At 62.7% G+C, this 24,578-nt stretch carries 19 protein-coding genes and 1 tRNA gene; 10 read left to right on the top strand and 10 right to left on the bottom strand.

What is annotated here, in order from left to right:
* Positions 1–347 precede the first annotated feature (347 nt).
* The 6 genes from NKH06_RS25245 to NKH06_RS25220 all read left to right on the top strand — a co-directional run bounded on the left by NKH06_RS25245 (position 348) and on the right by NKH06_RS25220 (position 8,034).
* A complete protein-coding gene (locus tag NKH06_RS25245) occupies positions 348–1,235 on the top strand; it encodes a D-alanyl-D-alanine carboxypeptidase family protein (protein WP_352864461.1) in 888 nt (295 codons plus the stop codon).
* A 635-nt stretch (positions 1,236–1,870) separates the two neighbouring features.
* Positions 1,871–2,797: a DUF1003 domain-containing protein gene (locus NKH06_RS25240; RefSeq protein ID WP_352894461.1), complete on the top strand. Its 927-nt coding sequence runs from the start codon at positions 1,871–1,873 to the stop codon at positions 2,795–2,797.
* Positions 2,798–2,928: 131 nt separating this feature from the next.
* Positions 2,929–3,005: transfer RNA gene (locus tag NKH06_RS25235), tRNA-Arg, on the top strand.
* Between the two features lie 671 nt (positions 3,006–3,676).
* Positions 3,677–5,497 (top strand): site-specific DNA-methyltransferase, encoded by a 1,821-nt coding sequence (locus NKH06_RS25230; RefSeq protein ID WP_352894459.1) that lies wholly within the window; start codon positions 3,677–3,679, stop codon positions 5,495–5,497.
* Positions 5,494–6,738 carry a DEAD/DEAH box helicase gene (locus NKH06_RS25225; protein ID WP_352894456.1) on the top strand — a complete coding sequence of 415 codons (1,245 nt, stop codon included), beginning with the start codon at positions 5,494–5,496 and terminating at the stop codon, positions 6,736–6,738. The genes NKH06_RS25230 and NKH06_RS25225 overlap by 4 nt, the downstream gene beginning before the upstream one ends.
* Positions 6,739–6,759: 21 nt before the next feature.
* Positions 6,760–8,034 carry a hypothetical protein gene (locus tag NKH06_RS25220; protein WP_352894453.1) on the top strand — a complete coding sequence of 425 codons (1,275 nt, stop codon included), beginning with the start codon at positions 6,760–6,762 and terminating at the stop codon, positions 8,032–8,034.
* A 74-nt stretch (positions 8,035–8,108) separates the two neighbouring features.
* Here the strand turns inward: NKH06_RS25220 and NKH06_RS25215 are convergent, their stop codons facing one another.
* A complete protein-coding gene (locus tag NKH06_RS25215) occupies positions 8,109–9,233 on the bottom strand; it encodes a LacI family DNA-binding transcriptional regulator (RefSeq protein ID WP_352864433.1) in 1,125 nt (374 codons plus the stop codon).
* Positions 9,234–9,790: 557 nt separating this feature from the next.
* Between NKH06_RS25215 and NKH06_RS25210 the strand changes: the two genes are divergently transcribed.
* The 4 genes from NKH06_RS25210 (at position 9,791) to NKH06_RS25195 (ending at position 14,498) form a co-directional block, all read left to right on the top strand.
* The gene (locus NKH06_RS25210) at positions 9,791–10,753 is read left to right on the top strand and encodes a sugar-binding protein (protein WP_352864430.1); all 963 of its coding nucleotides are present in this window, start codon (positions 9,791–9,793) and stop codon (positions 10,751–10,753) included.
* 115 nt (positions 10,754–10,868) lie between these two features.
* Positions 10,869–12,407 carry a sugar ABC transporter ATP-binding protein gene (locus NKH06_RS25205; RefSeq protein WP_352864566.1) on the top strand — a complete coding sequence of 513 codons (1,539 nt, stop codon included), beginning with the start codon at positions 10,869–10,871 and terminating at the stop codon, positions 12,405–12,407.
* Positions 12,408–12,466: 59 nt separating this feature from the next.
* Positions 12,467–13,462, top strand: coding sequence for an ABC transporter permease (locus NKH06_RS25200; protein ID WP_352894449.1), 996 nt, complete (start codon positions 12,467–12,469; stop codon positions 13,460–13,462).
* Positions 13,463–13,598: 136 nt separating this feature from the next.
* On the top strand, positions 13,599–14,498 hold the full coding sequence (locus tag NKH06_RS25195) for an aldose 1-epimerase (protein WP_352894446.1): 900 nt from the start codon (positions 13,599–13,601) through the stop codon (positions 14,496–14,498).
* A 1-nt stretch (position 14,499) separates the two neighbouring features.
* On the opposite strand, the gene phnN is transcribed toward NKH06_RS25195, so the two are convergent.
* The 9 genes from phnN to NKH06_RS25150 form a co-directional block, all read right to left on the bottom strand.
* On the bottom strand, positions 14,500–15,129 hold the full coding sequence (gene phnN, locus NKH06_RS25190) for a phosphonate metabolism protein/1,5-bisphosphokinase (PRPP-forming) PhnN (protein WP_023810671.1): 630 nt from the start codon (positions 15,127–15,129) through the stop codon (positions 14,500–14,502).
* On the bottom strand, positions 15,126–16,265 hold the full coding sequence (locus NKH06_RS25185; protein ID WP_352894444.1) for an alpha-D-ribose 1-methylphosphonate 5-triphosphate diphosphatase: 1,140 nt from the start codon (positions 16,263–16,265) through the stop codon (positions 15,126–15,128). Before NKH06_RS25185 ends, phnN begins: the two co-directional genes overlap by 4 nt.
* A 13-nt stretch (positions 16,266–16,278) precedes the next feature.
* The gene (locus tag NKH06_RS25180) at positions 16,279–16,986 is read right to left on the bottom strand and encodes a DUF1045 domain-containing protein (RefSeq protein WP_352440537.1); all 708 of its coding nucleotides are present in this window, start codon (positions 16,984–16,986) and stop codon (positions 16,279–16,281) included.
* Positions 16,987–17,139: 153 nt separating this feature from the next.
* Complete coding sequence (iolB, locus tag NKH06_RS25175) at positions 17,140–17,952, bottom strand: 5-deoxy-glucuronate isomerase (RefSeq protein ID WP_352672896.1); 813 nt, start codon at positions 17,950–17,952, stop codon at positions 17,140–17,142.
* A gap of 334 nt (positions 17,953–18,286) precedes the next feature.
* A complete protein-coding gene (locus tag NKH06_RS25170; protein WP_023810667.1) occupies positions 18,287–18,499 on the bottom strand; it encodes a DUF3329 domain-containing protein in 213 nt (70 codons plus the stop codon).
* Between the two features lie 58 nt (positions 18,500–18,557).
* Positions 18,558–19,475 (bottom strand): myo-inosose-2 dehydratase, encoded by a 918-nt coding sequence (gene iolE / locus NKH06_RS25165; RefSeq protein WP_023810666.1) that lies wholly within the window; start codon positions 19,473–19,475, stop codon positions 18,558–18,560.
* Positions 19,476–19,618: 143 nt separating this feature from the next.
* Complete coding sequence (iolD, locus tag NKH06_RS25160) at positions 19,619–21,469, bottom strand: 3D-(3,5/4)-trihydroxycyclohexane-1,2-dione acylhydrolase (decyclizing) (protein ID WP_352894441.1); 1,851 nt, start codon at positions 21,467–21,469, stop codon at positions 19,619–19,621.
* A gap of 33 nt (positions 21,470–21,502) precedes the next feature.
* Complete coding sequence (locus tag NKH06_RS25155; RefSeq protein ID WP_352894438.1) at positions 21,503–23,437, bottom strand: bifunctional 5-dehydro-2-deoxygluconokinase/5-dehydro-2-deoxyphosphogluconate aldolase; 1,935 nt, start codon at positions 23,435–23,437, stop codon at positions 21,503–21,505.
* 142 nt (positions 23,438–23,579) lie between these two features.
* Positions 23,580–24,425, bottom strand: a complete 846-nt coding sequence (locus NKH06_RS25150) for a MurR/RpiR family transcriptional regulator (protein ID WP_164748924.1) — start codon at positions 24,423–24,425, stop codon at positions 23,580–23,582.
* Positions 24,426–24,578: the final 153 nt, after the last annotated feature.

Raw genomic sequence — 24,578 nt, 5'->3', positions numbered from 1 at the left:
CCAAGCCAAGGTCCGGGCGGCCGCCCGGACCTTGGCTCAATCGCTCTAATCCCACGAAATCTCTCTCGTGTAGATACAAGGTGGCTCGGCGGAGCCGAGACGGAGCGGGGGAACGGCGCCGGCCGTGCCAGGTAAGGTTCCGATACATTTCGTTTGGAGATGGCGCCCGACGAAATCCCCTCTCCGTCCGCTGCGCGGCCACCTCTCCCCACTTCGTGGGACGAGGAACCAGATCGATGCCCTCGACAATCCTGGGACTGTCGGCCATTAACCAAATGGACGCATCACTTGCGTTACGTTAGCTTCGTCTCATCTCAGCAACAGCCGACCCCAGAACAGTCCTGCCCTTGTCCAACCTGCGTCCCCTTCCGCTCATCCAGAGAGTTTTTGCGGCACTCGCCCTGCTGGTGCTGCTTGCCGGCTGCGCCACGACGCCGCCCGACAGCGTGCTGGCCGTACCCGCGCCGGCGCAGAAATATGCGGCCATCGTCGTCGACGCCAGGACCGGCAAGCAGCTGTTCGAGGTCAGCTCGACGGCGCAGCGCTACCCGGCTTCGCTGACCAAGATGATGACGCTCTATCTGCTGTTCGAGGCGCTGGAGTCCGGCCGCGTCAGCAAGCAGACGCAGATCCCGGTGTCGGACCACGCCGCCTCGCAGCCGCCGACCAAGCTGCGCTTCCGGCGCGGCGAAAGCATCGACGTCGATTCGGCGATCCGCGCCATCGTCGTCAAATCGGCTAACGACGTGGCGGTGGCGGTCGGCGAATATCTCGGCGGCTCGGAAGATCAGTTCGCCGCCATGATGACATCCAAAGCCCGCCAGCTCGGCATGACCAGCACCATTTTCCGCAACGCGTCGGGCCTGCCCGACGATGGCCAGATGACGACCGCGCGCGACATGGCGGTGCTCGGCATGGCGCTGCGTCAGCGCTTTCCCCAGCAGTTCCACTATTTCTCCGAAAGCGACTTCATGTTCCGCGGCCGGCTGGTGCGCGGCCACAACGACATGCTCGGCCGCGTGCGCGGCGTCGACGGCATCAAGACCGGCTACATCAGGGCGTCGGGCTTCAACATCGTCACCTCCTACAATGCCGACGGCCGCAATCTGATCGTCGTGGTGATGGGCGCCGACTCAGCCCGCCAGCGCAACGACCATGTCGAAGCGCTGATCCAGCGGAGCCTGTCGCCGACCATGGACGGCGCCAAGACCAGGCTGATGTTCGCCGAGCAGTAGTAGGCCGCGGCGCGATTCGCGTCTGGGCGCACGGTGACGGATAGGAATTTTTTCTTGACTCGGTGAGGGCAGCTAAGCTACTGTTTTGGGTATGGTGCTGAGTCGCGCCAATTGACCACTGGAAACGTGACCCGCCCGCAAGGCGGGTTTTTTGTTGCCCGCCGCCGTGCAGAACCTTGCGCACGTTGGCGGGACGGCACCCCCCTCTGTCCTGCCGGATGTTCGTCGCTCGGAAAGCCAAGCAATTGGCTTTCCGCCCGCTGCGCGGACCGCTCCTCAACCCCCGCAAGGGGGAGATCAGCGGCTTCGGCGCTACGCTCACTCATGTGACGGTGGAAATTGGCGAAAGCCGGGATGACAGCCAATCTCCCTCCTTGCGGGGGAAATGTCCGGCAGGACAGAGGGGGGTGATTGGCGCAAACATCGGGCAAGTTCTTCCCGCTCCGCCTGTGGACGACGAAGTTGGTGAGGCTTCGGCCAATTTCGAACGTCTCCACCCGCCCTGGGGGGCGAGCCGCCGCCAGCCACATCGCCTTCTCCGATCAAAACCACTTGTCCGGCCTGCGAAATCCGTGCCCGGCGCTGGCTATGCGCCGCCACCTCTGTCTATCGTCGCCCAGCATCAGGAGCCCACCATGAGCACCGTCCCCAAAACGCCCGAGCAACCGGCCGACAATCAGAACGACAGTGGCGGCGAGTATTTCGAAGCGCCGATCATCGGCGAGCTGGAGGCCGATCCGGTGTCGGACGAGCACTTCGAGACGCCCGAAGTGCCGGACTCCGAACCATCAGCTCCAGGCCCCCAACGCGGCAAGCCGAAGAAGAAACCGTCGGCGATATCGGGTCGGAAATTCCGCAAGCGCGATCTGGTGCGCATCGACACGCTGCGCCCGAGCCTCGCCGACCGCATCCGCTCGGACCATCCCGACCTGCCGGCCGGCGCCCGCATCAGCCGCGCCGAGCTCGGCCGCTACCGCATGCGTTACATGGAGGAGCTGCTGCAGCAGGAGCACGGCGAATTCTCCGAGCTCGACCGCCAGGTGGTCGAATCGATCGCCAGGCAAGACACGATTTCCGAGAACTCGGAGGAGGAGTTCGAGGAGCACCGGACCTTTGCCGACCGCGTCTCCGACAATATGGCTTCCTTCGGCGGCAGCTGGTGGTTCCTGATCTCGTTCGGCAGCGTGCTGCTGGTGTGGATCGGCATCAACCTGATCGCCGGCATGAGCGCCGCCTTCGATCCCTACCCCTTTATCCTGCTCAACCTGCTGCTCTCCTGCATCGCCGCCATCCAGGCGCCGATCATCATGATGAGCCAGAGGCGCCAGGAATCCAAGGACCGCCTGCGCTCCTTCAACGACTACCGCGTCAACCTCAAGGCCGAGCTCGAAGTGCGCCATCTGCACGAAAAGCTCGACTACCTCATCTCGCGCCAATGGACGCGCCTGGCCGAAATGCAGCAGATGCAGCTGGATGCGATGCACGAACTGACCGGTGCGAAGAAGCCGAAGCGCGCGGTGCGCGGAAGGCGGGCGGTGAAGGTTGGGGCGGGAACCTCATAGGACGTAGCCTGGACGCACCGAGCCAAGTCGCTGCGCCAATCTCCAATTGCCCGTTGAAGCCCGCGCCTGCTTCCGCTAAGAAGCCGTGACTTGCCGGTTCACCGGCTGGTTCGTTTTCCGGATTCCGGAAAGCACCCGTAGCTCAGCTGGATAGAGCGCTGCCCTCCGAAGGCAGAGGTCACAGGTTCGAATCCTGTCGGGTGCGCCACAGACGAGGAGAATCTGCAGCTTGCCTCGATGCAGGATCGCAGCATCTCATGGCTCGCAGCATAAACCCACGTCCCTCTACGTTAACCGTCTGATGGATCTTTGATAAGCGCCAATCGATAGACCGCGAGCGCTGCCGCAATCATTAGAAGAAACGAGTAAATCAGAAGCAGGCAGTGTGCGGGTGCAGTCTTATATTCAAGGCAGATGCTGAAATCTTATGTTTGCGTGGCATTTCGTCCCCCCATTTTAGTTTCTGGCGCAGCGTAGTAGTGGCCGAGCCAAATCAAATACAAAGCTCAGCGCAATGCTTATGTGACGGCCTATTCGCTGCGATAGGAAATCTATCGACACACTTCCACCTAGCCGTACATAGCAGCCGATATGACCACTCCGCCAGAGGCCTTCAGGTCATCGCAAATGCAATATTTCCGCGCCGAAGACCGAGGCCCCCCCCACGGCCGCAGATCCGCGCGCTCCTCAGCGCGAATTTGCTTATTGCGCATTGCAAAAGCGACCACACCGGTTAATTTCCCCCCAAGGATGAGATGCATAGTCAATGTTCGCCTAGACTGGCTACTGCAAGCGGTAACGGTCGGAGTGAGAATTGTCTTATTGTGACGCAGAGGATGATCGGGCAAGGCCCGAGCAGAGAGCAACAAGACGATTCGAATGGCTGGAAAATATGACGACCTGACTCGCGAGCAGCTGGTTCGGATTCTGCAAAAACGTGATCGCGAGCGCCGGTACGGTCTAGTGTGGGAACGCGACGACATCGAAGCCGATCTGGCCGTCGATGAGAACTTCGTCGTCGCGACCTTGGACAAAGAACTGAGCGAACGCCCAGCTCCGTGGGAAAATCTGGTTATCGAGGGTGACAACTACGACGCCTTGCGCTGGCTTCGCATGGCCTATGCCGGCCGCGTGAAGTGCATCTACATCGACCCGCCCTACAATACCGGCAACAAGGACTGGGTCTATAACGACCACTATGTGGATGCCAATGATCGCTACCGGCACTCAACTTGGCTCGAATTCCTATATCGCCGGCTTACGCTAGCGCGCGACCTGCTCACCGAAGATGGTGTGCTGCTCGTGTCGATCAACGACGACAACCGCGCCAAGCTTGAAATGCTGATGGACGAGGCGTTGCCCGGGATGCGGGTGGGGAGTTTTACTTGGCGGACTCGAATTGGTGGGAACGAGGGCGGCGAGCATTTCTTCACTTCTAACCATGAACCCATTTTGGTTTATGCCAACTCGGCTTTCAAATTTGGAGGGACCGAAAAAACCTATGCAATGTACAAGTATTTTGACGAGAAGAAGGATGATTTCTATCGTCTGAGTGATCTTACCGTTGCTGTTTCGTATGATAACCCTAGGGCTGGCTTAGCTTACTATCCGATCAGGGACCCAAACACCGATATATGGTATCCCTGCAATCCAAATCGCGTATGGGCCTTTACCTCTCGTGAGCGAGCAACAACAAAATCAAAAGTAAAAACAAAATATATGGAGGAGTGGATTGCTCTAGGACAAATCTACTTCCCAGATGATCAGCGCGTCGAGCAGTGGAATTCGATAGAGGAACTTAGAAGGGCTATGGAGATTGGCGATGTGCCGATGAGCGGTCGATCCCCTCTGCTACGTCCCGGGCTGCCTGATCTTGAGTTCTGGGTCGGGCGAAAGGTTGGGTTCGGTGTTCCCTCATTTAAGCGCTACAAAAAGGAACTGAAACGAGCATCCCAGCCAATTTCCTCTTGGATTGTGCCTCAAAAGGAAAAGGCGACAGTGACTGAAGAGCTGACCAATCTTATTGTGGGTACTAATAGCGAGGGTGCGAAGGCTGTTAAGGACATATTTGGCCAGAAGATATTTGATTATACTAAGCCCGTATCGCTGATCCGCGAACTGATCCGCCAGTCCACCGGTCCCGCCGATTTGGTGCTAGATTTTTTTGCAGGTTCGGCCACGACCGGCCAGGCGGTGATGGAACTGAACGCCGAGGATGGCGGCGACCGACGTTTCATCCTGGTTTCCTCCACCGAAAAGACTGAGGAAGAGCCCGACAAGAACCTCGCCCGCGACGTAACCTCCGAGCGTATCCGTCGCTTGAACCGACTGGAGGAGGGTAAACATACCGAGCTTTCCGCCGGCTTTGCCTATCTGCGCATGCGCGAGGTTGAATTCGAAGACCTCGACTATGACGTCGAACCGCAGGAAATGTGGTCGGCGGTCGAGGCCATGCACGGCCTGCCGCTGACCGTGTTTGACGCGGACGCACCGTTCAATGCGCATGAAAGCGACGAATCGACGTTGGTTTTTGCCGACAAGCCGGATCAGGCTTTGCGCGTCTTCCTTGAGCTGCAGCCTGCGGGGCGGCCCGTATTTGTTTACGCGTGGACACCTGGCGCCATCCGCGAATGGGATCTTCCTGATACGATCGAGTTGCGCGCGGTGCGCGAAGTTCTAAAACAAAGATTCCAGCAATGAGCGCCGAGCCTGCAAGAAGGGCTGGCGACACGCTGCATACCCTCGCAGGCTACCAGTCGAAGGCGCGCGACGCGCTTCGCGACACGGTCAGGCGCATTGCCGGGTTGCAGGTCGAAAATCCAGTGCAGCGCGAGATAATCGCACGTGAGCTTGGCGTGGTCTTGTTGCAGGCGCCTACCGCCGCCGGCAAGACTTTGATCCTTGGCCGGACCCTGGAAAGCCTGCGCGGCGCGGTGCTTGGCAAATTCGCCTGGTTTTGGTTCACCCCGTTTGTCGGCTTGGTCGAGCAGACCAAGGACGCGTTGTCAGCGCAATGCCCGTCGCTGCGCCTGCGTGAGGTTGCCAAGGATAGGACAGCGGAAAGCACTCGCGACGGCGATGTTTTTGTGCAGACCTGGGCGACCGTCGCTGCCAACAATGCCGACGCGCGAAAGGTGCGCCGACGGGCCGAGGATTCCGGCTCGATTGACGATTTGATCAGCGAACTGCGCGACAAGGGCTTTTCTATCGGCGTGGTTATTGACGAGGCGCATGTGAATTTCGGCACCTCAGCCCACGCCGCAGCCGAATTCTATCTGAATGTGCTGAAACCTGACGCGACAATTCTCGCCACCGCGACGCCGAATGACGAAAAGCTGGAGTCCTTTGAGAAAGAGGCGGGCATACGTGTTGAAAGCCGGGTGGTCGTCGACCGTCAGGCGGTGGTCGACGCGGGACTGAACAAGATCGGCCTTGTGTTGGGCATTGTGACGTTTGGTGAGGAAGACAGCAAGCTGGTCGATCCTGAACAGGCCGCGTTCGCCGCCGGCTGGGCGCGCCACAAGAAGATTAGGAACGAACTGTCCGATCGTGGTATCGCCGTTACGCCCCTGATGCTGGTTCAGGTCGAAGACCAGAAGACGGGCCAGGCTGACCCTGTCGGACGCGTGCGCGAAAAGCTTGTACAGCTTGGCGTGCCTGCCGCCGCGATCAAGTCGCACACGTCAGGCAAGCCGGACCCTGACTTCCATGCCTTCGCCCATGATCCCGATGTAGAGGTGTTGATTTTCAAGGTGGCTGTCGCGACCGGTTTTGACGCGCCGCGCGCCTGGACGCTGGTTTCCGTGCGACCAAACCGCGGCGTTCAATTCGGCTTACAGATAGTAGGGCGCATTATGCGTGTGCATCCTGCAGTGCGGCATTTGCACAAGACGGTTCCCCTGCTTGACAACGGCTTTGTGGTGCTGACCGACCCGGAATAGCAGGGCGGCCTTGATGCGGCGGTGGCTGAATTGAAGGCCGTGCGAGAGTCCATCGACACGATCACCGACCACTTGAACGTCGTGCAGTTCGGCAGCGGCGCGCCGGTATTGCAGGACATCCAGGCGATACGTGGGGAAGGACTGTACTCAAGCGAGGAGCGAACTCAGCGCATCGACCAACTGGTGGAACAGGGTGTGCTGTTTCCCTCGGCGCGCAACGAACCCCCCGAATTTCAGGAGCGGCTGCTCAAAGCTGTCGACGCGGGCGTGGCGGGCGACTTGTTCGGCGATCTGCCGATCCAGCAGCAGCAAGTAAAAAGTGGAGGTAGCCCGGCGCGGAGTCGCGCGACGCTCTATCGACTGCGCATCGACCTGGGTCTGCCCGAAACGATGAAACGAGAAGAATTGCCGGCTATCCAGGCAGCCGGCGCCGACTTCGCTGAGATAGTTGGCCGTGAATTCGTAAAACGTATTCCCATCGCCGACTACCTGCTGGAACGCGGAAAAGCCGGCGAACTGCGACTGCGCGAGTTGTTCCAGAACCGCAGCGAGCTGTCGGAGCGGCTGAATGTGCCGATCTCTGCTGCTCGCGTTGATGATTTGGCTCAGGCAGCCTTCCAGTTTAACGATCAAATCGATCCGCGCGACCTGAAGCGCTCGATCTTGCGGGCGCTGGAGCGCGCTGCGGATGAAAGAGCCGTGCCGACCGACGAGCGCATGCTCAGGCGCGGCGTGGCGCTCGCTGCGCTGGAGCAACAGCAAGCGATGCGTGACGCCGTGCGTGCGGCGCAACGTCTGCGCATGACGGTTGAAGACGGAGATCGGATCCCCTTGAACTTAGTTGACGTTGAGGGATTGCAGCGTGCCGAAAAAGCCGCACATGGCATCTTTCCCTCTGGCATGAATCGCCCGGAAAGCGCATTTGCCCGGCTGCTCGACAAGGACAGCAGCGGCACAATTTTATGGTGGCTGCGCTGCACAGAAAACACCAAATGGGCGCCAAAACTGGTGCTGCCCGACGGCAGCAACTTTTTCCCCGATTTTGCTGTGGGCGTGGCGCGCCGCTCGAAACCCGATGGTATCGCGCTGATCGAAGTCAAGGATGACGGTGAAACGGGACGCTTGCAGTCTGATCGCAACACGATCAAGGCGCGAGTCGACCATTCGACCTATGGCAAGGTGTTCTGGGGAACGGTTCATGGCGAGGATTTGCCGGTACGTCTTTTGTTTGACGACAGGGTGAACCGGTTTGTGTCGACTGGCGCGTTTGATCTGGCCAGCCTAGTTTACGATTAAGCGAGAATGTCAGCGCGCGTTTCGATGGGACTGATGCCAACACGCACAGTTTGGCCGCTTCGGACCAAGGGCGCCTATCCCACTCCCCTCACCCCCCTTACACTCTCCCTTTCCACCAGCGGGCATTCCAGCTTGGTGATCGGATAGCGCCCCCGTCCAGGGGGCGCCGGGGCCTCCAGCTGCTCGATCGCCCATTGGCCCATCGCCATGTGCGGCAGGATCGAGGTGGTCAGCGGCGGGAAGAGGTGGCGGGCGATTTCCTCGTCGTCGTAGCCGACCACGGAAATATCCCCGGGAATGTGCAGGCCGGCTTCCTTCAGCGCTTCGTAGCAGCCGATCGCGGTGCGGTCGTTCTGGCAGAAGATGGCGGTCGGGCGCTCTTTTAGCGCCAAGAGCTTGACGGTCGCGGCGTAGCCGGCGCTGGCCGACCAGTCGCCCTCGACCACCAGCTCCGGGTCGAACGGAATGTCGGCGGTGGCGAGCGCGCGGCGGTAGCCCTTCAGCCGGTCTTGTGCCGCCTGCATCCACGGCTCGCCGGTGATGGTGGCGATGCGGCGGTGGCCGTGGCTGATCAAATGGCGGGTCGAGCTCTGGCCGCCGGCGATCTCGCTCGGCACCACGGCAGGGAAGGCATAGTCCGCCGTGTAGCAATTGAGCAGGATCACCGGGATGTCGAGGCCGTAGAGGTAATCGGGCGCCGTGATCTCGCGGGTGAAGATGGTCATGTAGATCAGCGCCGAAATGCCCCGCTTGGTCAGCGCTGAAATGGCGCGCGGCTCCATGACGGAATCGCCCAGCGTCTGCGCTACCAGAAGCACGTTGCCGGCATTCCATGAGGCCTGCCGCGCGCCCTCGATGGCGACCACGGCTTCCGGGCTGGTGGCGAGCTGGTCGACGGCAAAGCCGATCACCCCGTCGAGTCCTTCGAAGGCGGGCCCCTCGAAGGCAGGCAAAGCCGGGTGAAGTGCCTCGAAAGCGGGCGCGGTGTAGCCAAGCGTCCGCGCGGCCTCGATCACCCGTTCGCGGGTCTGCTGCGACAGCTTGATCCCCGGCGAATTGTTGAGCACGAAGGAAACGGTCGCCTGCGAGCAGCCGGCCGCCCTGGCGATATCGATCATGGTGACGCGGCCCTTGGCGCCCTTGGCCGGCGCCTTGCGCCGCCTCGCCGTGTCGCTGGCCCGATCCGTCGTCTCGCTCATGGCAAATCCCAGTCTGGCGGGCCGGTCAGGCCGGCAAGATGGCTGACGCCGTCGATTTATAGAGATATCGTCAAGGTCGTTTATAACTATTAGTATGCCGGAGGTCCATCCGCCATGGATCTCCATACAAGCCAAGACTCAAATGACAAAAGGGTTGGGCGGCGGGCCAGCGATGGCCACGGCTCGGCGTTTGACACGCCGCGCAACCGCCGGCATTGGCTCGGAACTAATACTGTTTACTAATACAAAAATGCGCTGTACCGTCAATCCGTCGCGTCCGGCCGGTGGGTTCGGGGCGGCGGGAGAGTACGAAAAATGGCCCGGTGGCGAGCGGATACTACCTCCGCGAGCCTTGTCTCGGATATGTGATATGTCAGACAAATCGGACTATTTACGAACGAAGGATGAGTCTCTAAGGTCCATGATCGTGGCTGGAACGACGCCATTCTTCGGTGCCGGGAACCCCTTTGAGGAGGAGGGCGTCCACGCTGCAAACGGCAAATCAGGTCAGTGCAAGATCGGCCGGTCCAACGACTGAGCCAAACGGGAGGTTGAACATGAAATCCTTGATACGCAATGCATCCGTAGCCGCGGCCGCGCTGCTGCTTGGCCTGTCGGCCACGGCAATCGCGCGCGCCCAAGACAAGCCGACGCTGGCCTTCGTCGTCAACGGCGCTTCCGATTTCTGGAAGGCCGCCGAAGCCGGCGTCAAGAAGGCGCAGGGCGAACTGCCCGACTATACGCTCGAGCTCAAATATCCCGAGCAGTCCTCGGTCGCCATCCAGCAGCGGCTGATGGACGATCTGGTCACCGCCGGCGTCAAGGGCATCATGGTCTCGGCCGTCGATCCCAAGACCTCGACCGATGGGTTGAACAAGATCGCTTCGGAAACCGCGCTGTTCACCACCGACTCTGACGCACCGCAGACCAAGCGCGTCGCCTATATCGGCTCGTCCAACGTCGATGCCGGCAAGCAGGCGGCCGAAATCGCCAAGAAGGCGATGCCCAATGGCGGCAAATGCCTCGGCTTCGTCGGCCTGCTCGGCGCCGACAATGCCAAGGAGCGCATCCAGGGCATGAAGGACGGCCTGGCCGGCACCAAGATCGAGCTGATCGACGTGCGCGGCGACGACATCGACCAGGCGCGCGCCAAGAAGAACGTCGAGGACGCGCTGGTCGCCAGCCCCGACGTCACCTGCATGGTCGGCTTCTACTCCTACAACACGCCGCGCATCTATGAAGCGCTGCGCGACGCCGGCAAGCTCGGCTCGATCACCGTCGTCGGCTTCGATGACGATCCGATCACGCTGGGCGGCGTCAAGGAAGGCACCGTTGCCGCAACCGTCGTGCAGCAGCCCTTCGAATGGGCCTATCAGGGCATGAAGCTGATGGCTGCCTATCTCAAGGGCGACAAGTCGGGCATCCCGGAAGGCAACCTCATCATCATCCCGACCAAGATCATCGGCAAGGATGACGTCGACGCCTACGCCGCCAACCTGAAGGCGATGGCCGGAAAATAAGACTTGAAGCAGTTCAGCCGGCTCAACGTCGCTTGGGCCGGCTGCTCGCATTGACGAACCGCACGCGGATCGTCAGTCTGCCAAAAAGTCGGCCCGCCAATCGCTGTCAGGCATGATGAATTATTCCGACACATCCATCGCAGCAACGACGCCGTTCCTCAGCCTCGAGAACGTGCGCAAGACCTATCCGGGCGTCGTCGCGCTCGACGGCTTCTCCATGGAGGTCAGGCCGGGCGAGGTCATCGGCCTCGTCGGTGAAAACGGCGCCGGCAAATCGACCTTGATGAAGATTCTCGGCGGCGTCACCAAGCCGGACAGCGGCACGATCACCGTCGACGGCACCGCGCATGACAGGCTCTCCGTCGAAGGCAGCCTGGGTTCGGGCATCGCCTTCGTCCACCAGGAACTCAACCTGTTCGAAAATCTCGATGTCGCCGCCAACATTTTCTTCGGCCGCGAGCCGTTGCGCGCCGGGCCGCTCAAGCTCGTCGACCGCGCCAAGCTGCGCACCATGGTGGCGCCGCTTTTGAAGCGCGTCGGCGCCAATTTTTCCGCCGACACGCCGGTCGCGACCCTGTCGCTGGCCCAGCAGCAGATGGTCGAGATCGCCAAGGCGCTGTCGATCGAGGCAAGGCTGGTCATCCTCGACGAGCCGACATCGAGCCTGCCGCTCGCCGAAACCGACAAATTGCTCGACGTCATCAAGGCGCTGAAGGCCGACGGCATCAGCGTCATCTTCATTTCGCACCGCCTGCACGAGGTCGAGCGCGTCGCCGACCGCGTCGTCGTGCTGCGCGACGGCATGCTGGCCGGCACCTTGCCGAAAAGCGACATCGGCCACGACCAGATGGTCAAGCTGATGATCGGCCGCATGCTGAAGGAGCGCGAGAAAGCCTCGGAGGCGGCGCGTGCGCCCGGCGCCGTAGCGCTTGCGGCCAAGGCCATCCGTACGCCTGCCTATCCCGGCCGCCCGGTCGATCTCGACGTCAGGCGCGGCGAAATCCTCGGCCTTGCCGGCCTTGTCGGCTCCGGCCGCACCGAACTGGCGCGGGTGTTCTTCGGCATTGACTCGAAGCTCGGCGGCGCGCTCGAGCTCGACGGCAAGCCGCTTGCGCTGGCTTCCGCGGCCGACGCTGTCGCGCATGGCATCTTCCTGGTGCCGGAAGACCGCAAGCTCACCGGCATCCTGCTCGACCTGTCGATCGCGCAGAACATTTCGCTGCCCAATCTGCCTGCGCATGCGCGCCGCTCCCTGGTGTCCTCAAGCGCCGAGACCGCCACCGCCGAGAAGCAAAAGAAAGATCTCGGCATCAAGGCGCCTTCGGTGCAGACGCGCACCGGCACGCTGTCGGGCGGCAACCAGCAGAAGGTCGTGCTCGGCAAATGGCTGGCCATGAACCCCAAGGTGATGATCCTCGACGAGCCGACGCGCGGCATCGACATCGGCGCCAAGGCGGAAATCTACGGGCTGATGCGCGCATTGGCCGACGCCGGCGTCGCCGTGCTGATGATCTCGTCGGACATGGAAGAGGTGATCGGCGTGTCCGACCGCATCGCCGTCATGCATGAGGGCCAGATCTCGGGCATTCTCGACAAGGACCGGTTCAGCCAGGAAAACGTCCTGCTGCTGGCGGTGGGCAAGCAGCCGAAATAGTTTTTGTTGCCACGGGTTCCGGTCCGGAACCTTCTAAGGCGGGCATTGGGGAGAAGACGATGAGCAAGAAAGATCTCGGCCTGCTGATCCTGATCCTGGTGGTCGGGGCGATCGTTGCGATCATCAATCCGCGCTTCCTGCTGCCGATCAACCTTGCCAACACCTCGAACCTGATCGGCTTGTTCGGCATCCTGTCGATCGGCCAGGCCTTCGTCATCATCACCGGCGGCATCGAACTCTCGGTCGGCTCGGTGGTCGCGCTGCTCGGAACGCTGTTCATCGACTTCATCGCCGTGCGTGGCATGGGATGGCCAGTCGCCTTCGTGCTCATCCTGGTGCTTGGCGCCATCATCGGCCTGGCACATGGCTGGCTGATCACAAGACTGAAATTGCAGCCTTTCGTCGTCACCCTGTGCGGCCTTTTGATCTACCGCGGCGTCGCCCGCTTCTACACTGGCGACGGCACGGCGGGTTTTGCGTTCGGCCAGAACTTTCCCGACCTCGAATTCCTGACCGCCGGGCGTTCCTGGGGCGTGCCGAACAGCTTTATCGCGCTGATCGTTATTTCGGTCGTCATGTGGGTGGTGCTGCACCGCTCGGTGTTCGGCCGCTATCTCTACGCCATCGGCAAGAACGAGGAGGCGGCGAAATATTCCGGCATCCGCACCGGCCGCGTCGTCATCGCCGCCTACGTCATCTGCGGCGTGCTGACGGCGCTGTCGGCGATCTATTTCGCCATGTACACGCGCTCGATCTCACCGGCCAGCCACGGCCAGTTCTACGAACTCTACGCCATCGCCGCCGCCGTGCTCGGCGGCTTCTCGCTGCGCGGTGGCGAGGGCTCGCTGATCGGCGTCATCCTCGGCACGGTGCTGCTGCAGGAGCTGCAGAACCTCGTCAACCTGCTCGGCATCCCGTCCTCGCTCAACTTCGCGGTGATGGGCGGCGTCATCCTCATCGGCGTGCTGGTCGACCAGCAATGGGGCGTGTTCCGGGAACGGCGGCTGATGGTCGACGCCACGCGCAAGAGCGCTTCCGGCGCGGCCGCGGAATAATCGCCCTGCCAAGACGCGCCGCGCGTTTGTCGGCGCCTGGCGCCATGAATGAAATGGTTGCGGCCTTGCCGCCCTTCTGCGATTGCGGGACGTCTCCACATCATGCCGGATGTCGGTGGCAGACGAGTGGCAAGCCATGAGAGCGAAACCTGAACTGTTGATGTTGAGGGCAGGGGCGCTTGAAGCCGAACTGGCGCTGCAAATCGGCGGCAGCGTGAGCGCGCTGCGCTGGCGCGGCATCGATCTCCTGCGCCGGCTTTCGGACGAGGATCGCGATACCGGCAATGTGCTTGGCGTGGCCATGTTTCCAATGACGCCCTACGCCAATCGCATCACTGGGAACGCTTTCGACTTCGGGGCGCAGCGCTGGCAGGTCCTGCCCAACAATCCGCCGGAGAAATTCAACGTGCACGGCAGCGGCTGGCAACACGCCTGGACTGTCACCGAGACAGCAGCCGCGAACGCGACGCTGACGCTGGACATTGCCGCCGGAGCCGAGCCCTATTCCTATCGAGCGACGCAGGCTTTCGCGGTCACCGAAGAGGGGCTGAGCGTCACCATTACGCTCACCAACACCGGACCGGTTACCTTGCCGTTCGGTTTTGGCCTGCATCCCTGGTTCGATCGCGATCCGGACGTGACATTGCAATTCGAGGCGAAGCGCTTCTACCTCGAAGAGCCGGATGGCATTTCCGGTGATCCGATCACACTTCCGCCCGAACTCGACTTTGCCGAGGACCGGCCTTTGCCAAACGGCTGGCGCAACAGTGATTACGGCGGCTGGAGGGGCGAGGCGATCATTCGTTTTCCAACCCGCGGTGCCGGCTTGCGGATCAAGGCCGACCCGGTCTTCAAGCATCTGATGCTCTACGCCGATCCGACAAAACCGTATTTCTGCGTCGAGCCGCAAACGAATGCCTCCGGTGCTTTCAACCGGGGCCGGTGGGACGATCCGGAGGAAGGCGTGATCGTGCTGGCCCCTGGCGAAAGTGCTGCCGGCACCGTCTTGTTCATGCCTTTTGCGCTTGAAGGCTAGCCTAGATCAGGCCCGACATGTCGGAAAAAGCCATCGCCTTGCGCAGCACCTCGGCGAAACGGTCGCCGGCCGCCTCGCGTGGGCCGCTGTTGTCGATCGAGGTGACGCCAGGTCCCGACAGGCTCACATTGGCGCTGCGCGCCAGTCGCGCCAGCACCTCGCCGCGTGACTCGCGGCCGCGCATTGCCAGCCGCTCTGCCAGCACCTCCGGCGAGGCGGTGATCTCGACGATGGCCAGATTGGCATAGCGTTCGCGCAAGGAGGGGATGATCGCGCGCGACACATTGGCGACAGCGACACGGCCATTAGCGACGGACCAGTCGACATCGACGGGGATGCCGTAGCGCAAGCCGTGCGCTTCCCAGGAGATGGCGAAGGCGCCATCGGCTTCGGCCTCGACGAAGGCGGCGTCGGCCAGCGTGTCGTGGTCCTCGCTGGCGACATCGCTCGGCCTGGTGATGACGCGGCGGACGAACTCCAGCCTTGTCTCATCGGCAAAGCGGGCGCGGGCGTAGCCGATCACTGTGTCCTTGCCGGCGCCGCTTGGGCCGACGACGGCGACGAAAACGCCATCGCGGATCGGAAACGTCTCGGCCGACAATTCCCGCTCGATCGATGCCGACACCATCATGCGACCCGGCTTCCCTGCCGCCACACGGTGCGCACCACCGGGACATGGTCGTCGACGCGCACGCGCACCAGATCGGCGCGGCGGCCCTGTTCGATGACGCCGCGGTCGGTCAGGCCAATCGCATCGGCCGGGTTCTTCGAGACCATGGCGACGGCCTGCGGCAGGGAAATGCCTTCGACGACATCGCCGAGGAAGAACGCCGACTGGATCAGGCTGAAGGGAATATAGTCGGATGACAAGATGTCGAGCAGGCCGTCGCCGGCCAGCGTGCGGGCCGAGACATTGCCCGAATGCGAGGCGCCGCGCATGACGTTGGGCGCGCCCATCAGCACGCCCATCCCGGCCTCTTTCGAGGCCCTGGCGGCCTCTTCCGTGGTCGGGAATTCGGCGACGCGCACGCCCTGTTCGATCGCCTCGTCGACATGGCCTGATGTGGCGTCGTCGTGGCTGGCCAGCACGATGCCGCGCTCCTGGCAGGCGGCTGATATCACCGCCCGGTTCGGCGCTGAATTGCGCGCCGATTCGGCCATCCGCTTTTCGCAGAACAGCTTGAAATCGCGATCGGTCAGCTTCAGCTTGCGCTGGTAATAGTAGGCATAGGTCTCGAGATTGACGAACTGGCGCTGGCCTGGCGCATGGTCCATCAGCGATGCCAGTCTGACCCGCTCGTCGCCATCGAAATTGGCGAAAGCCCTGAGGCAGTCCGGTGCCGAAACCTCGCAGCGCAGGTGGATGAAATGGTCGGCGCGCAGACGGTCCTGCTTCACACTGTCCTCGATCGCGTCGGCCAGCTTGCGGATGTCGGCCGATGTCAGGTCGGCGTCTTCGTCCATGCCGACGCGCAAGGCGTCGAGCACGGTGGTGATGCCGGCGGTCGCCACCTGCGCGTCATGGGCGAGCACGGCGGCGATCGGATTCCAGCGCACCTTGGGCCGCGGCGCGTAGTGGCCTTCGAGATGGTCGGTGTGCAATTCGACCAGCCCGGGAATGACATAGTCGCCGCCCATATCCTCGCCGATGCGGCTGATGCCGGATTCGATGCCGGCGATAAAGCCGTCGCGCAGCACCAGCGAACCCTCGACGATCTCGTCGGCAAGCACGATGCGGGCATTGTGGAGAACAGTCTCGGCGGTCATTTCAGGCAGTCCTTCAGGCGGTTTTTCTGGCCGGGCGGCGCCCGAGCGCGTGATGCGAGAGCACCATGAACGGTGCACCCGGTTCGGTTTCGACAAACAAGGTCAGCGCATCCACCAGCACCTTCTGTTGCAGCACTTCCGCGAACAGGCTGTCGATCGCTGCGCGCAAACGAGGGCTTTCCTGTGACCCCGCCCGGCCGGACAGCGTCATGTGGAAGCGAAAGGTTTCGAAGACATAGGGGTAACCCCATTGGCAGAGATTGCGGAACTCGGCCGGCTTCAGCGAATCCGGGCTGCGCCGCTCGATTTCCGCCTCGCTCAGCGGTGCGCGAAACCGGTCGAAATCGCGCACCACGTCATCGGCGAACCGGTTGAGCGCAGGCACTGGCCCTTCCGGCACCAGTGCGAAGAAGCCGTCGATCTGGCTCACGACGAGACGCGGGATGGTCACCGCCGGCGTCGCCTCGGCGAATTGGTCGAGTGCGGCGCGCAGCGAGGCTTCCGTCTCGGTGGCAGCCAGGCGGAAGGGGGCTTTCAGCGTTGCGTGAAAGCCATAACGGCGCGCCGAAGCGGTGTGGAAAGCGACTTCCGCCGCCGACAGGTCTGCCACCGCTTCGACCGGCCTCGTCGCGGCGCCAAACGGGTCGCGGCCGAGCCAGTCGGCGGCGATCCGCGCCAGTGGCTCGTCCTGCCGGGGGGTGAAATAGAGGGCGTAGCGCATGGAAAGTCCTTGTCAGCTTCGCTGCCATAGGTGATTTCCATGACGAATTGACGAAGCCTTGCTGGCTTTCAGGTAACAAAACGCTGCGGCGGGGTCATTAGCCGACGATTTTTTCGTGCTGGACCAGGGAGCGAGTGCTCACGCAGCGACCGGTCAGGCCTTCATCAGCCACTCGTGCTCGGGCGCATTGTGGAATTTCCACGTCCGCTTCGGTCCGGCCATGACGTTGAGATAATAGAGGTCATAGCCGTGGCAGGCGGCGCAGGGGTGATAGCCCCCGGGCACCAGCACGACATCGCCATCCTCGATCGCCATCGCTTCGTCGAGCGCGCGGTGGCCGTTCTTGTCGGCATCGGTATAGACGCGCTGGAAGGCAAAACCCTGCGGCGGGTTGAGACGGTGATAGTAGGTTTCCTCGAGATAGGATTCGGCGGGCAGATTGTCCTGATCGTGCTTGTGCGGCGGATAGCTCGACGTATGCCCGCCGGGCGTGATGACCTCGACCACCAGCAGCGAATCGGCCGGCTCGCCCTCCGGCAATATGTTGGTGACGTAGCGCGTGTTGGTGCCCTTGCCGCGCACCTCCTGGCCGAGATCGTCCGGTGCGATCACCCGCACCGGCAGCCCGCCGCCAAGGCCCGGCGCCGAGCAGACGGCGAGTTCCAGTTCGGTGTCCGCTGTCACCGACCAGTCCGAACCCTCAGGCACATACACCGACCACGGCTTGCCCTCGAAGGGCGACATGCGCTCGCCGAGCAGGCCGAGCTCCTTGCCGCCGGCTGACGCCTTGCCCCTGCCGGTGACGAACACCAGGCAGACTTCACGATCCTCGGTCCTTCCCGAGGCGCTTTCGCCAGGCTTCAGCCGATGCAGATCGAAACCGACATAGGTCCAGCCGGCGCTTTTCGGCGTCACATGGGCGACGCGGCCAAGGCCTTTGTCGGCTTTGACGAGCAGCTTCGACATTTTTGTCTCCTATTCCAGTGGCCTGACGGTTGCAGGCCTGTAAAGCCAAGTCGTTTGTTTGAAAGGACCATCGCAAACGTTCGGAAATTGGCCGGCGCCCTTCCAACTTCGTCATCCTAGGGCGAAGCAGGAGCGAAGCTCCGTCGCGGAGACCCTAGGATCCATGCCGTTGCCTCGGCCGAAGGGCACAGCGGAGCGGAATCTGCACCGTCACACCAGCTTCAAAGTCATGGCATGGATCCTAGGGTCTGCGCCGCGTCGCTGCGCTCCTTGCTCCGCCCTAGGATGACGAAGTTAGAAGCACTGCAAGCCAATCGCCAACGCATGCGATCAGTCACTCCTTCGGTTCGGCCTCGGCCTTCGCCTCGTCGGCCGGCTTATAGAGATAAAAAAACTGCCAGACGGCGTAGCCGGCGAAGCCGAGCGCGATCATGCCCCAGAACGGCGTGCCGGTGGCGAACTCGATGATCGACCAGATGACGCAGACCGCGACGATGGCGACGCGCCGCCACAAAGGCCGGAAGAAGGGGTGTTCGGAATCTTTCATCGGGCCAATCTACAGCAATCGGCCTCGCCGGGAACCCGTCGCACCAGCCATTGGGAAACTAGACATTTGGAAAGCCTTGCGTCTCGACCGTATAGCCGGCGGCGGTCATGACGCGCATCAATTCCTTGTAGCCAACCTGCGCCATCCTGAGTGGCGGGTTCTTCTTCGGGTCCTGCTCCGCCTCGACCACGAACCAGCCCTCATAGCCATGGTCGGCGAAGCGCTGCACGATGGCGCCGAAATCCAGCGAACCATCGCCCGGCACGGTGAAGGCGCCCAGCGCCACCGCGTCGAGGAAGGATTGTTTGGTGCGATCGAGCTTTTCGATCACCCCCATGCGAACGTCCTTCACATGCACATGGCTGATCCGGGTATGATGGTTGTCGATAGCGCGCAGCACGTTGCCGCCGGCGAATGCCAGATGTCCAGCATCGAGCAGCAGGGGAATGCCGGCTCCGGAATAGCGCATGAAGGCATCGAGTTCCGGCTCGGTCTCGACCACTGCCGCCATATGGTGGTGGTAGGAGAGCGGCATGCCTTGCTCGGCGCACCATTCGCCAAATTCGGCGAGCCGCCTGGCATAAGCCTTCATCTCGTCATCCGACAGCTTCGGCTTGGTGGCCAGCGGCTTTGAGCGGTCGCCCTGGATCGAGCGGCCGACCTCGCCATAGACGATGCAAGGCGCATTCACCGCCTTGAACAGGTCGATCATCGGCTGGATGCGATCCTTGTTGTCGGCCATCTCCCCATCGACCAGCGTGCCCGAGAACCAGCCGCCGCACAGCGTGACGTCGGCGGCCTTCAGGATCGGCAGCATGATTTCGGGGTCATTGGGAAAACGCCGGCCCATCTCCATGCCGGTGAAGCCGGCCGACCGTGATTGGCGCAGGCATTCTTCCAGCGACACGTCATCGCTGAGTTCCGCAAGATCGTCGTTCCACCACGCAATGGGGGACATGCCCAGTTTGGCTTTCAAGTAGTCACTCCGGTTCTTGTTCACCCTCCCCCTTGTGGGCAGGGTCGCTGCGAAGCAGCGGGGTGGGGGTGGCGCCGGACCCCCAACCCGGACCTTCGGTCCGACCTCCCCACAAGGGGGAGGTAGGGGTGGCAGCGCCTATATCAATCGCCGACGGTCTGCATCTTCCGCTTCTCGTCATACGCCTTGCGCGCCGCGTTGACCTGCGGCCGTACAGACACTTCCGGCACCGCCACGTCCCACCAATGGCCCCCGGCATCGGTGGAAACCAGCGGGTCGGTGTCGATGACCAGCACGGTGGTGCGGTTGTTCTTCTTTGCCTTCTCCAGCGCGTTTTCCAGCCCGGCGATCGACGGCACCTTCTCGGCGATCGCCCCCATGCTCGCCGCATGCGCGGCAAAGTCGATGTCGGGCAGCACCTCGTGGCGCGAGTCCTTGAGGAGGTTGTTGAAGTTGGCGCCGCCGGTCGCCATCTGCAGCCGGTTGATGCAGCCATAGCCGCGGTTGTCGAGCAGCACGATGGTGAGCTTGAGGCCGAGCATCACCGAGGTGGCGATTTCGGAGTTCATCATCAGGTAGGAGCCGTCGCCGATCATGACGACGATCTCCTCGCCGGGCTTCGCCATCTTGGCTCCGAGCCCGCCGGCAATCTCGTAGCCCATGGTCGAGAAGCCATATTCGCCATGATACGATCCGGGCGCGCCCGCCTGCCAAAGTTTGTGCAATTCGCCCGGCAGGCCGCCGGAGGCATTCAGCAGCGTCACACCGGAGCCCATGGCGCGCTGCACGGCGCCGATCACCTGCGCGTCGGACGGGTAGGCGGCATTGGTCGACGCCGTCACCTTGGCCGCCTCGGCCTGCCAGGCCTTCTTGCCGGTGGCCGCATTGTCGGTCCAGGTGGAAGGTGCCTTCCAGCCGTTCAGCGCAGCACTGAGTTCGGCCAGGCCCTCGGCCGCATCGGCCACCAATGGCAGCGCGCGGTGCTTGCCGGCGTCGAAGGGCTGCACGTTGAGCCCGATGATGGTCTTGCCCGAATTCTTGAACAGCGCCCACGAGCCGGTGGTGAAATCCTGAAAGCGCGTGCCGATGGCCAGCACGACATCGGCTTCTTCGGCCAGCCGGTTGGCGGCAGAAGTGCCGGTGACGCCGACCGCCGCCATGTTGAGCGGATGGTCGTCCGGCAGCGAGGATTTGCCGCCTTGCGTCTCGCAGACCGGAATGCCGGCGCCCTCGGCGAACTTGGCCAGTTCGTCCGAAGCCTGCGAATAGAGGACACCGCCGCCGGCGATGATCAACGGTTTTTTCGCGCCCTTGAGCGCGCCGACAGCAGCCGCAAGCTCGTGGCGATCAGCGCGAGGCCGGCGCTGGTGCCAGACCCGCTCGGAAAAGAAACTCTCGGGGTAGTCGTAGGCCTCGGCCTGGACGTCCTGGCACAGCGACAGCGTCACCGGGCCGCATTCGGCCGGATCGGTCAGCACAGCCATGGCGCGGCTGAGCGCCGGGATGATCTGCTCCGGCCGGGTGATGCGGTCGAAATAGCGCGAAACCGGACGGAAGCAGTCGTTGACCGTCGCCGTGCCGTCTGAGAAATCCTCGGCCTGCTGCAGCACCGGATCTGGGATGCGGTTGGCGAAGACGTCGCCCGGCAAAAACAGGACGGGCAACCTGTTTACATGGGCGAGCGCCGCCGCCGTCACCATGTTGAGCGCGCCGGGGCCGATCGAAGAGGTCGCGGCCATGAAGCGGCGGCGGAAATTGGCCTTGGCGTAGGCGATCGTCGCATGCGCCATCGCCTGTTCATTGTGGGCGCGGAAGGTCGGCAATTCGTCGCGCAGCTGATAGAGCGCCTCGCCGATGCCGGCGACATTGCCGTGGCCGAAGATCGCCCATACGCCGCCGAAGATGGGGACTTTGCGACCGTCGATCTCGGTCATCTGGCGCGACAGGAAGCGGGTCAGCGCCTGCGCCATTGTCAGGCGGATTGTCTTGCTCATGGTGTTTTCCTCCGCAGTCCTATTCGCGCCTTCTTATGCCGCCTTGCGGCCGCGCGCGGCAAGCCACGCATCCGTCAACTGTTCGAAGCGTGACGCCATGTCGGCGATCGCCTCGTCATCAGACATTCTGCCGGCCAGCCACTGTTCGGCCGCATGGACGAAGATGGTGCGGCCGACGGCAAAGCCCTTGACGATGGGTGCCTTGGCGGTGGCGGCGAACGCCGCTTCCAGCTCGTCCTGCGGCGCCTCCAGGCCAAGCAGCACGACGCCGCGGCACCACGGGTCGTGCTTCAGGATCACGGCCTCGATCTTCGCCCAGGCGCCGCTCGATGCCTGCGGCTCGAGCTTCCACCAGTCCGGCTTGATGCCGAGCGCATAGAGTTCTTCCAGCGCGCGCGGGATCGTCATGTCGTCGAGCTTGCCATGTTTCCCGGCAATGATCTCGATGAGAAGTTCCCTACCGACCTTCCGCGCGCCTTCGAACAGGGCGCGCAGTTTCTGCTGCTGTTCGTCCTTCAGCGCCGCCGGATCGTCGGGATGGTAGAAGCACAGGCACTTGATGCAGTGATCGACCGGCCACTCCACCAGCTGCGAGCCGATGTCCTGCGAGAATTCGAAGCGCAGCGGCCGCGAACCCGGCAACTCCACCGGCCGCCCGAGCCAGGCGAAGGAATGCCTGGCGAATTCGAACATCGCCTTGCGGCCATGTTTCTCGTCGATCAGCATGCCGTAGCCGTCGCGGCCGGCAGCGACCTTCGCCGCGGCCTTGACCGCCAGCACCTTGAATTCTTCGATCCGCGCCGGATCGGCGCCGGCCTTCGCCGCCACATCCTCCAGCTGCACGCGGTGGTCGCAGGCGAGCGCCATCAGCGAGGCGACGTCGCGCCGGCGCGTCGTCGCCCAATGGATGTGGTTGATCGCCTCGTCCTTGCGCAACGCCAGATGCTTGCTGCCGTTCTTGAGGAAGAACCGCAGTTCCTCGAAGGTCGGATATTCCGGCGCGCAGAGCAGCCGCGACACGGCGAAAGCGCCGCAGGCGTTGGCCCAGGTCGCCGCTGTCGCATGATCTTCGCCACCCAGCCAGCCGCGCAGGAAACCGGACATGAAGGCGTCGCCGGCGCCGAGCACATTGTATATCTCGATCGGAAATCCCTTGCCGACGACACCGTCCTCGAGATCGTCGCTGATCGGTCCGTCATAGACGATGCAGCCCATGGCGCCGCGCTTCAGGACGATAGTGGCGGACGACAGCGAGCGGATCGTCTTCAGGGCGCTCAGGCAATCGTCGGCGCCCGACGCGATCATGATCTCTTCCTCGGTACCGACGATGAGGTCGCAGTCGGGCAGCACCGTCTTCAACTGTGCCGAGACTCGGTCCGATTTCACATAGCGCTCGAACCCTTCGGCATGGCCGGCAAGGCCCCACAGGTTCGGCCGGTAGTCGATGTCGAACACCACCTTGCCGCCCTTGGCCTTCATGATGCGGATCGCCTTGCGCTGCGCGGCATCGCTGTTGGGCCTGGAAAAATGCGTGCCGGTGACGACGATCGAGCGCGCCGAGGCGATGAAGGCCTCGTCGATGTCTTCCGGCGCCAGCGCCATGTCGGCGCAATCGGAGCGGTAGAAGATCATCGGCGAAACGCCTTCGTCCTCGACCGACAGCAGCACCAAAGCGGTCAGCCGCTCCTTGTCGGTCTTCAGGCCGTCGACATTGACGCCTTCACGCGTCAGCTGCTCGCGGATGAAGCGGCCCATCTGCTCGTCGCCGACGCGGGTGAGCAGCGCCGAGCGCAGGCCGAGCCTGGCGGTGCCGACAGAGATATTGGCCGGGCAGCCGCCGACCGATTTGGCGAAGGAGGTGATGTCCTCCAGCCGCGAGCCGATCTGCTGCCCATAAAGGTCTACGGAAGCGCGACCGATGGTGATGACGTCGAGCGGCGCGTATTCAGCGTCCACGGCTTCGCTCATTGGAACCTCCCGTCGGCCTTGTTGTGTTGGGGTACACGCGCGAGCGGCAGCGTGGCGCCGGGAATATGAAATAATAATTCCAATCCATAGTCAATATGGAATGAGCGTTCCCTAAGCGAAAACGTACCTTTTCGGCGGTGGATCAGGCCTTGCGCTTGCGGCCCGTGTCGCGTCGCTTCTCGCCGACGCCGACGGTCAGCGCCATGGCCAGCGCCATTGTCGCCGACAGCGAGCGGAAGCCGGCGAAATCGGCCTCGGCAACCTCGAACCAGACCTTGGCGAACTGGGCGAGCGGGGAAAACGAGCTGTCGGTGATGGCGACGATCGGCACGCCCTGTTCCGAAATACTGCGCGCCTCCTCGATGGTGGCAGGCGCATAGGGCGAGAAGGAGATGGCGATGACGGCATCCGCCGGCGTCGCGAAGCCGATCATCTCCGCATTCAGGCCGGCCGCCGATTCGATCAGCTGGTTGCGGATCTTCAGCTTGCCCAGCGCATAGGCGATGTAGGACGCCACCGGGTAGGAGCGGCGCTTGGCCAGCACGTAGATGGTTTCCGCCTTTGCCAGCAGGGAAATAGCGTCTTCCAGATGCGCATCGTCCAGCGTGCGCGAAATGTCGTTGAGCGAGGTGCTGGCGGCGGCGACGAAGCCGTCGAAGATCGACCGGTGGCCGGCGCCGCCCTCTGCCTTGGCGCGCAACGCCTGCAGCCTTTCGTCATAGGATGAGTTGCGCTCGCGCAGCCGCTCGCGAAACACCTGCTGCAGGCTGGTGAACCCGTCGAAGCCAAGCTGCTGGGCAAAGCGGATCAGGGTTGAAGGCTGCACGCCGGCCGAAGCGGCGATGCTGGCGGCGGTGCCGAAGGCGATATCGTCGGGATTGTCGAGCGCATGGGCGGCGATCTGGGCGATGCGCTTCGGCAGGCTTTCGCGCCGCTCCAGGATGGTGGTGCGCAGCGTCTCGAAATCGCGAGGTACCCGTTCGTCCATCGTCGCTCTGTCCAGGCTCATGCGTGAAGCGTCTTCTGTGCATCATCATAGCGAGCCTGCGCAAGAACACCATAAAAAATGAGGCAGACATTCCATTCCAAGAGAAAATGGACTAATTCATCCACGCAGCGCTTCAAGCAGTGGAGAAACGGA

Source organism: Mesorhizobium sp. M1342 (assembly GCF_040317955.1).
Lineage (GTDB): Bacteria > Pseudomonadota > Alphaproteobacteria > Rhizobiales > Rhizobiaceae > Mesorhizobium.
This window is presented reverse-complemented; position numbering and strand designations above follow the sequence as displayed.

Bases quoted from the DNA above. Each gene is read 5' to 3' on its own strand.
- NKH06_RS25240 (WP_352894461.1), top strand. From the start codon at position 1,871: ATGAGCACCGTCCCCAAAACGCCCGAGCAACCGGCCGACAATCAGAAC.
- NKH06_RS25230 (WP_352894459.1), top strand. From the start codon at position 3,677: ATGGCTGGAAAATATGACGACCTGACTCGCGAGCAGCTGGTTCGGATT.
- NKH06_RS25225 (WP_352894456.1), top strand. From the start codon at position 5,494: ATGAGCGCCGAGCCTGCAAGAAGGGCTGGCGACACGCTGCATACCCTC.
- NKH06_RS25215 (WP_352864433.1), bottom strand. From the start codon at position 9,233: ATGAGCGAGACGACGGATCGGGCCAGCGACACGGCGAGGCGGCGCAAG.
- NKH06_RS25210 (WP_352864430.1), top strand. From the start codon at position 9,791: ATGAAATCCTTGATACGCAATGCATCCGTAGCCGCGGCCGCGCTGCTG.
- NKH06_RS25205 (WP_352864566.1), top strand. From the start codon at position 10,869: ATGAATTATTCCGACACATCCATCGCAGCAACGACGCCGTTCCTCAGC.
- NKH06_RS25200 (WP_352894449.1), top strand. From the start codon at position 12,467: ATGAGCAAGAAAGATCTCGGCCTGCTGATCCTGATCCTGGTGGTCGGG.
- NKH06_RS25195 (WP_352894446.1), top strand. From the start codon at position 13,599: ATGAGAGCGAAACCTGAACTGTTGATGTTGAGGGCAGGGGCGCTTGAA.
- phnN (WP_023810671.1), bottom strand. From the start codon at position 15,129: ATGATGGTGTCGGCATCGATCGAGCGGGAATTGTCGGCCGAGACGTTT.
- NKH06_RS25185 (WP_352894444.1), bottom strand. From the start codon at position 16,265: ATGACCGCCGAGACTGTTCTCCACAATGCCCGCATCGTGCTTGCCGAC.
- NKH06_RS25180 (WP_352440537.1), bottom strand. From the start codon at position 16,986: ATGCGCTACGCCCTCTATTTCACCCCCCGGCAGGACGAGCCACTGGCG.
- iolB (WP_352672896.1), bottom strand. From the start codon at position 17,952: ATGTCGAAGCTGCTCGTCAAAGCCGACAAAGGCCTTGGCCGCGTCGCC.
- NKH06_RS25170 (WP_023810667.1), bottom strand. From the start codon at position 18,499: ATGAAAGATTCCGAACACCCCTTCTTCCGGCCTTTGTGGCGGCGCGTC.
- iolD (WP_352894441.1), bottom strand. From the start codon at position 21,469: ATGAGCAAGACAATCCGCCTGACAATGGCGCAGGCGCTGACCCGCTTC.
- NKH06_RS25155 (WP_352894438.1), bottom strand. From the start codon at position 23,437: ATGAGCGAAGCCGTGGACGCTGAATACGCGCCGCTCGACGTCATCACC.
- NKH06_RS25150 (WP_164748924.1), bottom strand. From the start codon at position 24,425: ATGGACGAACGGGTACCTCGCGATTTCGAGACGCTGCGCACCACCATC.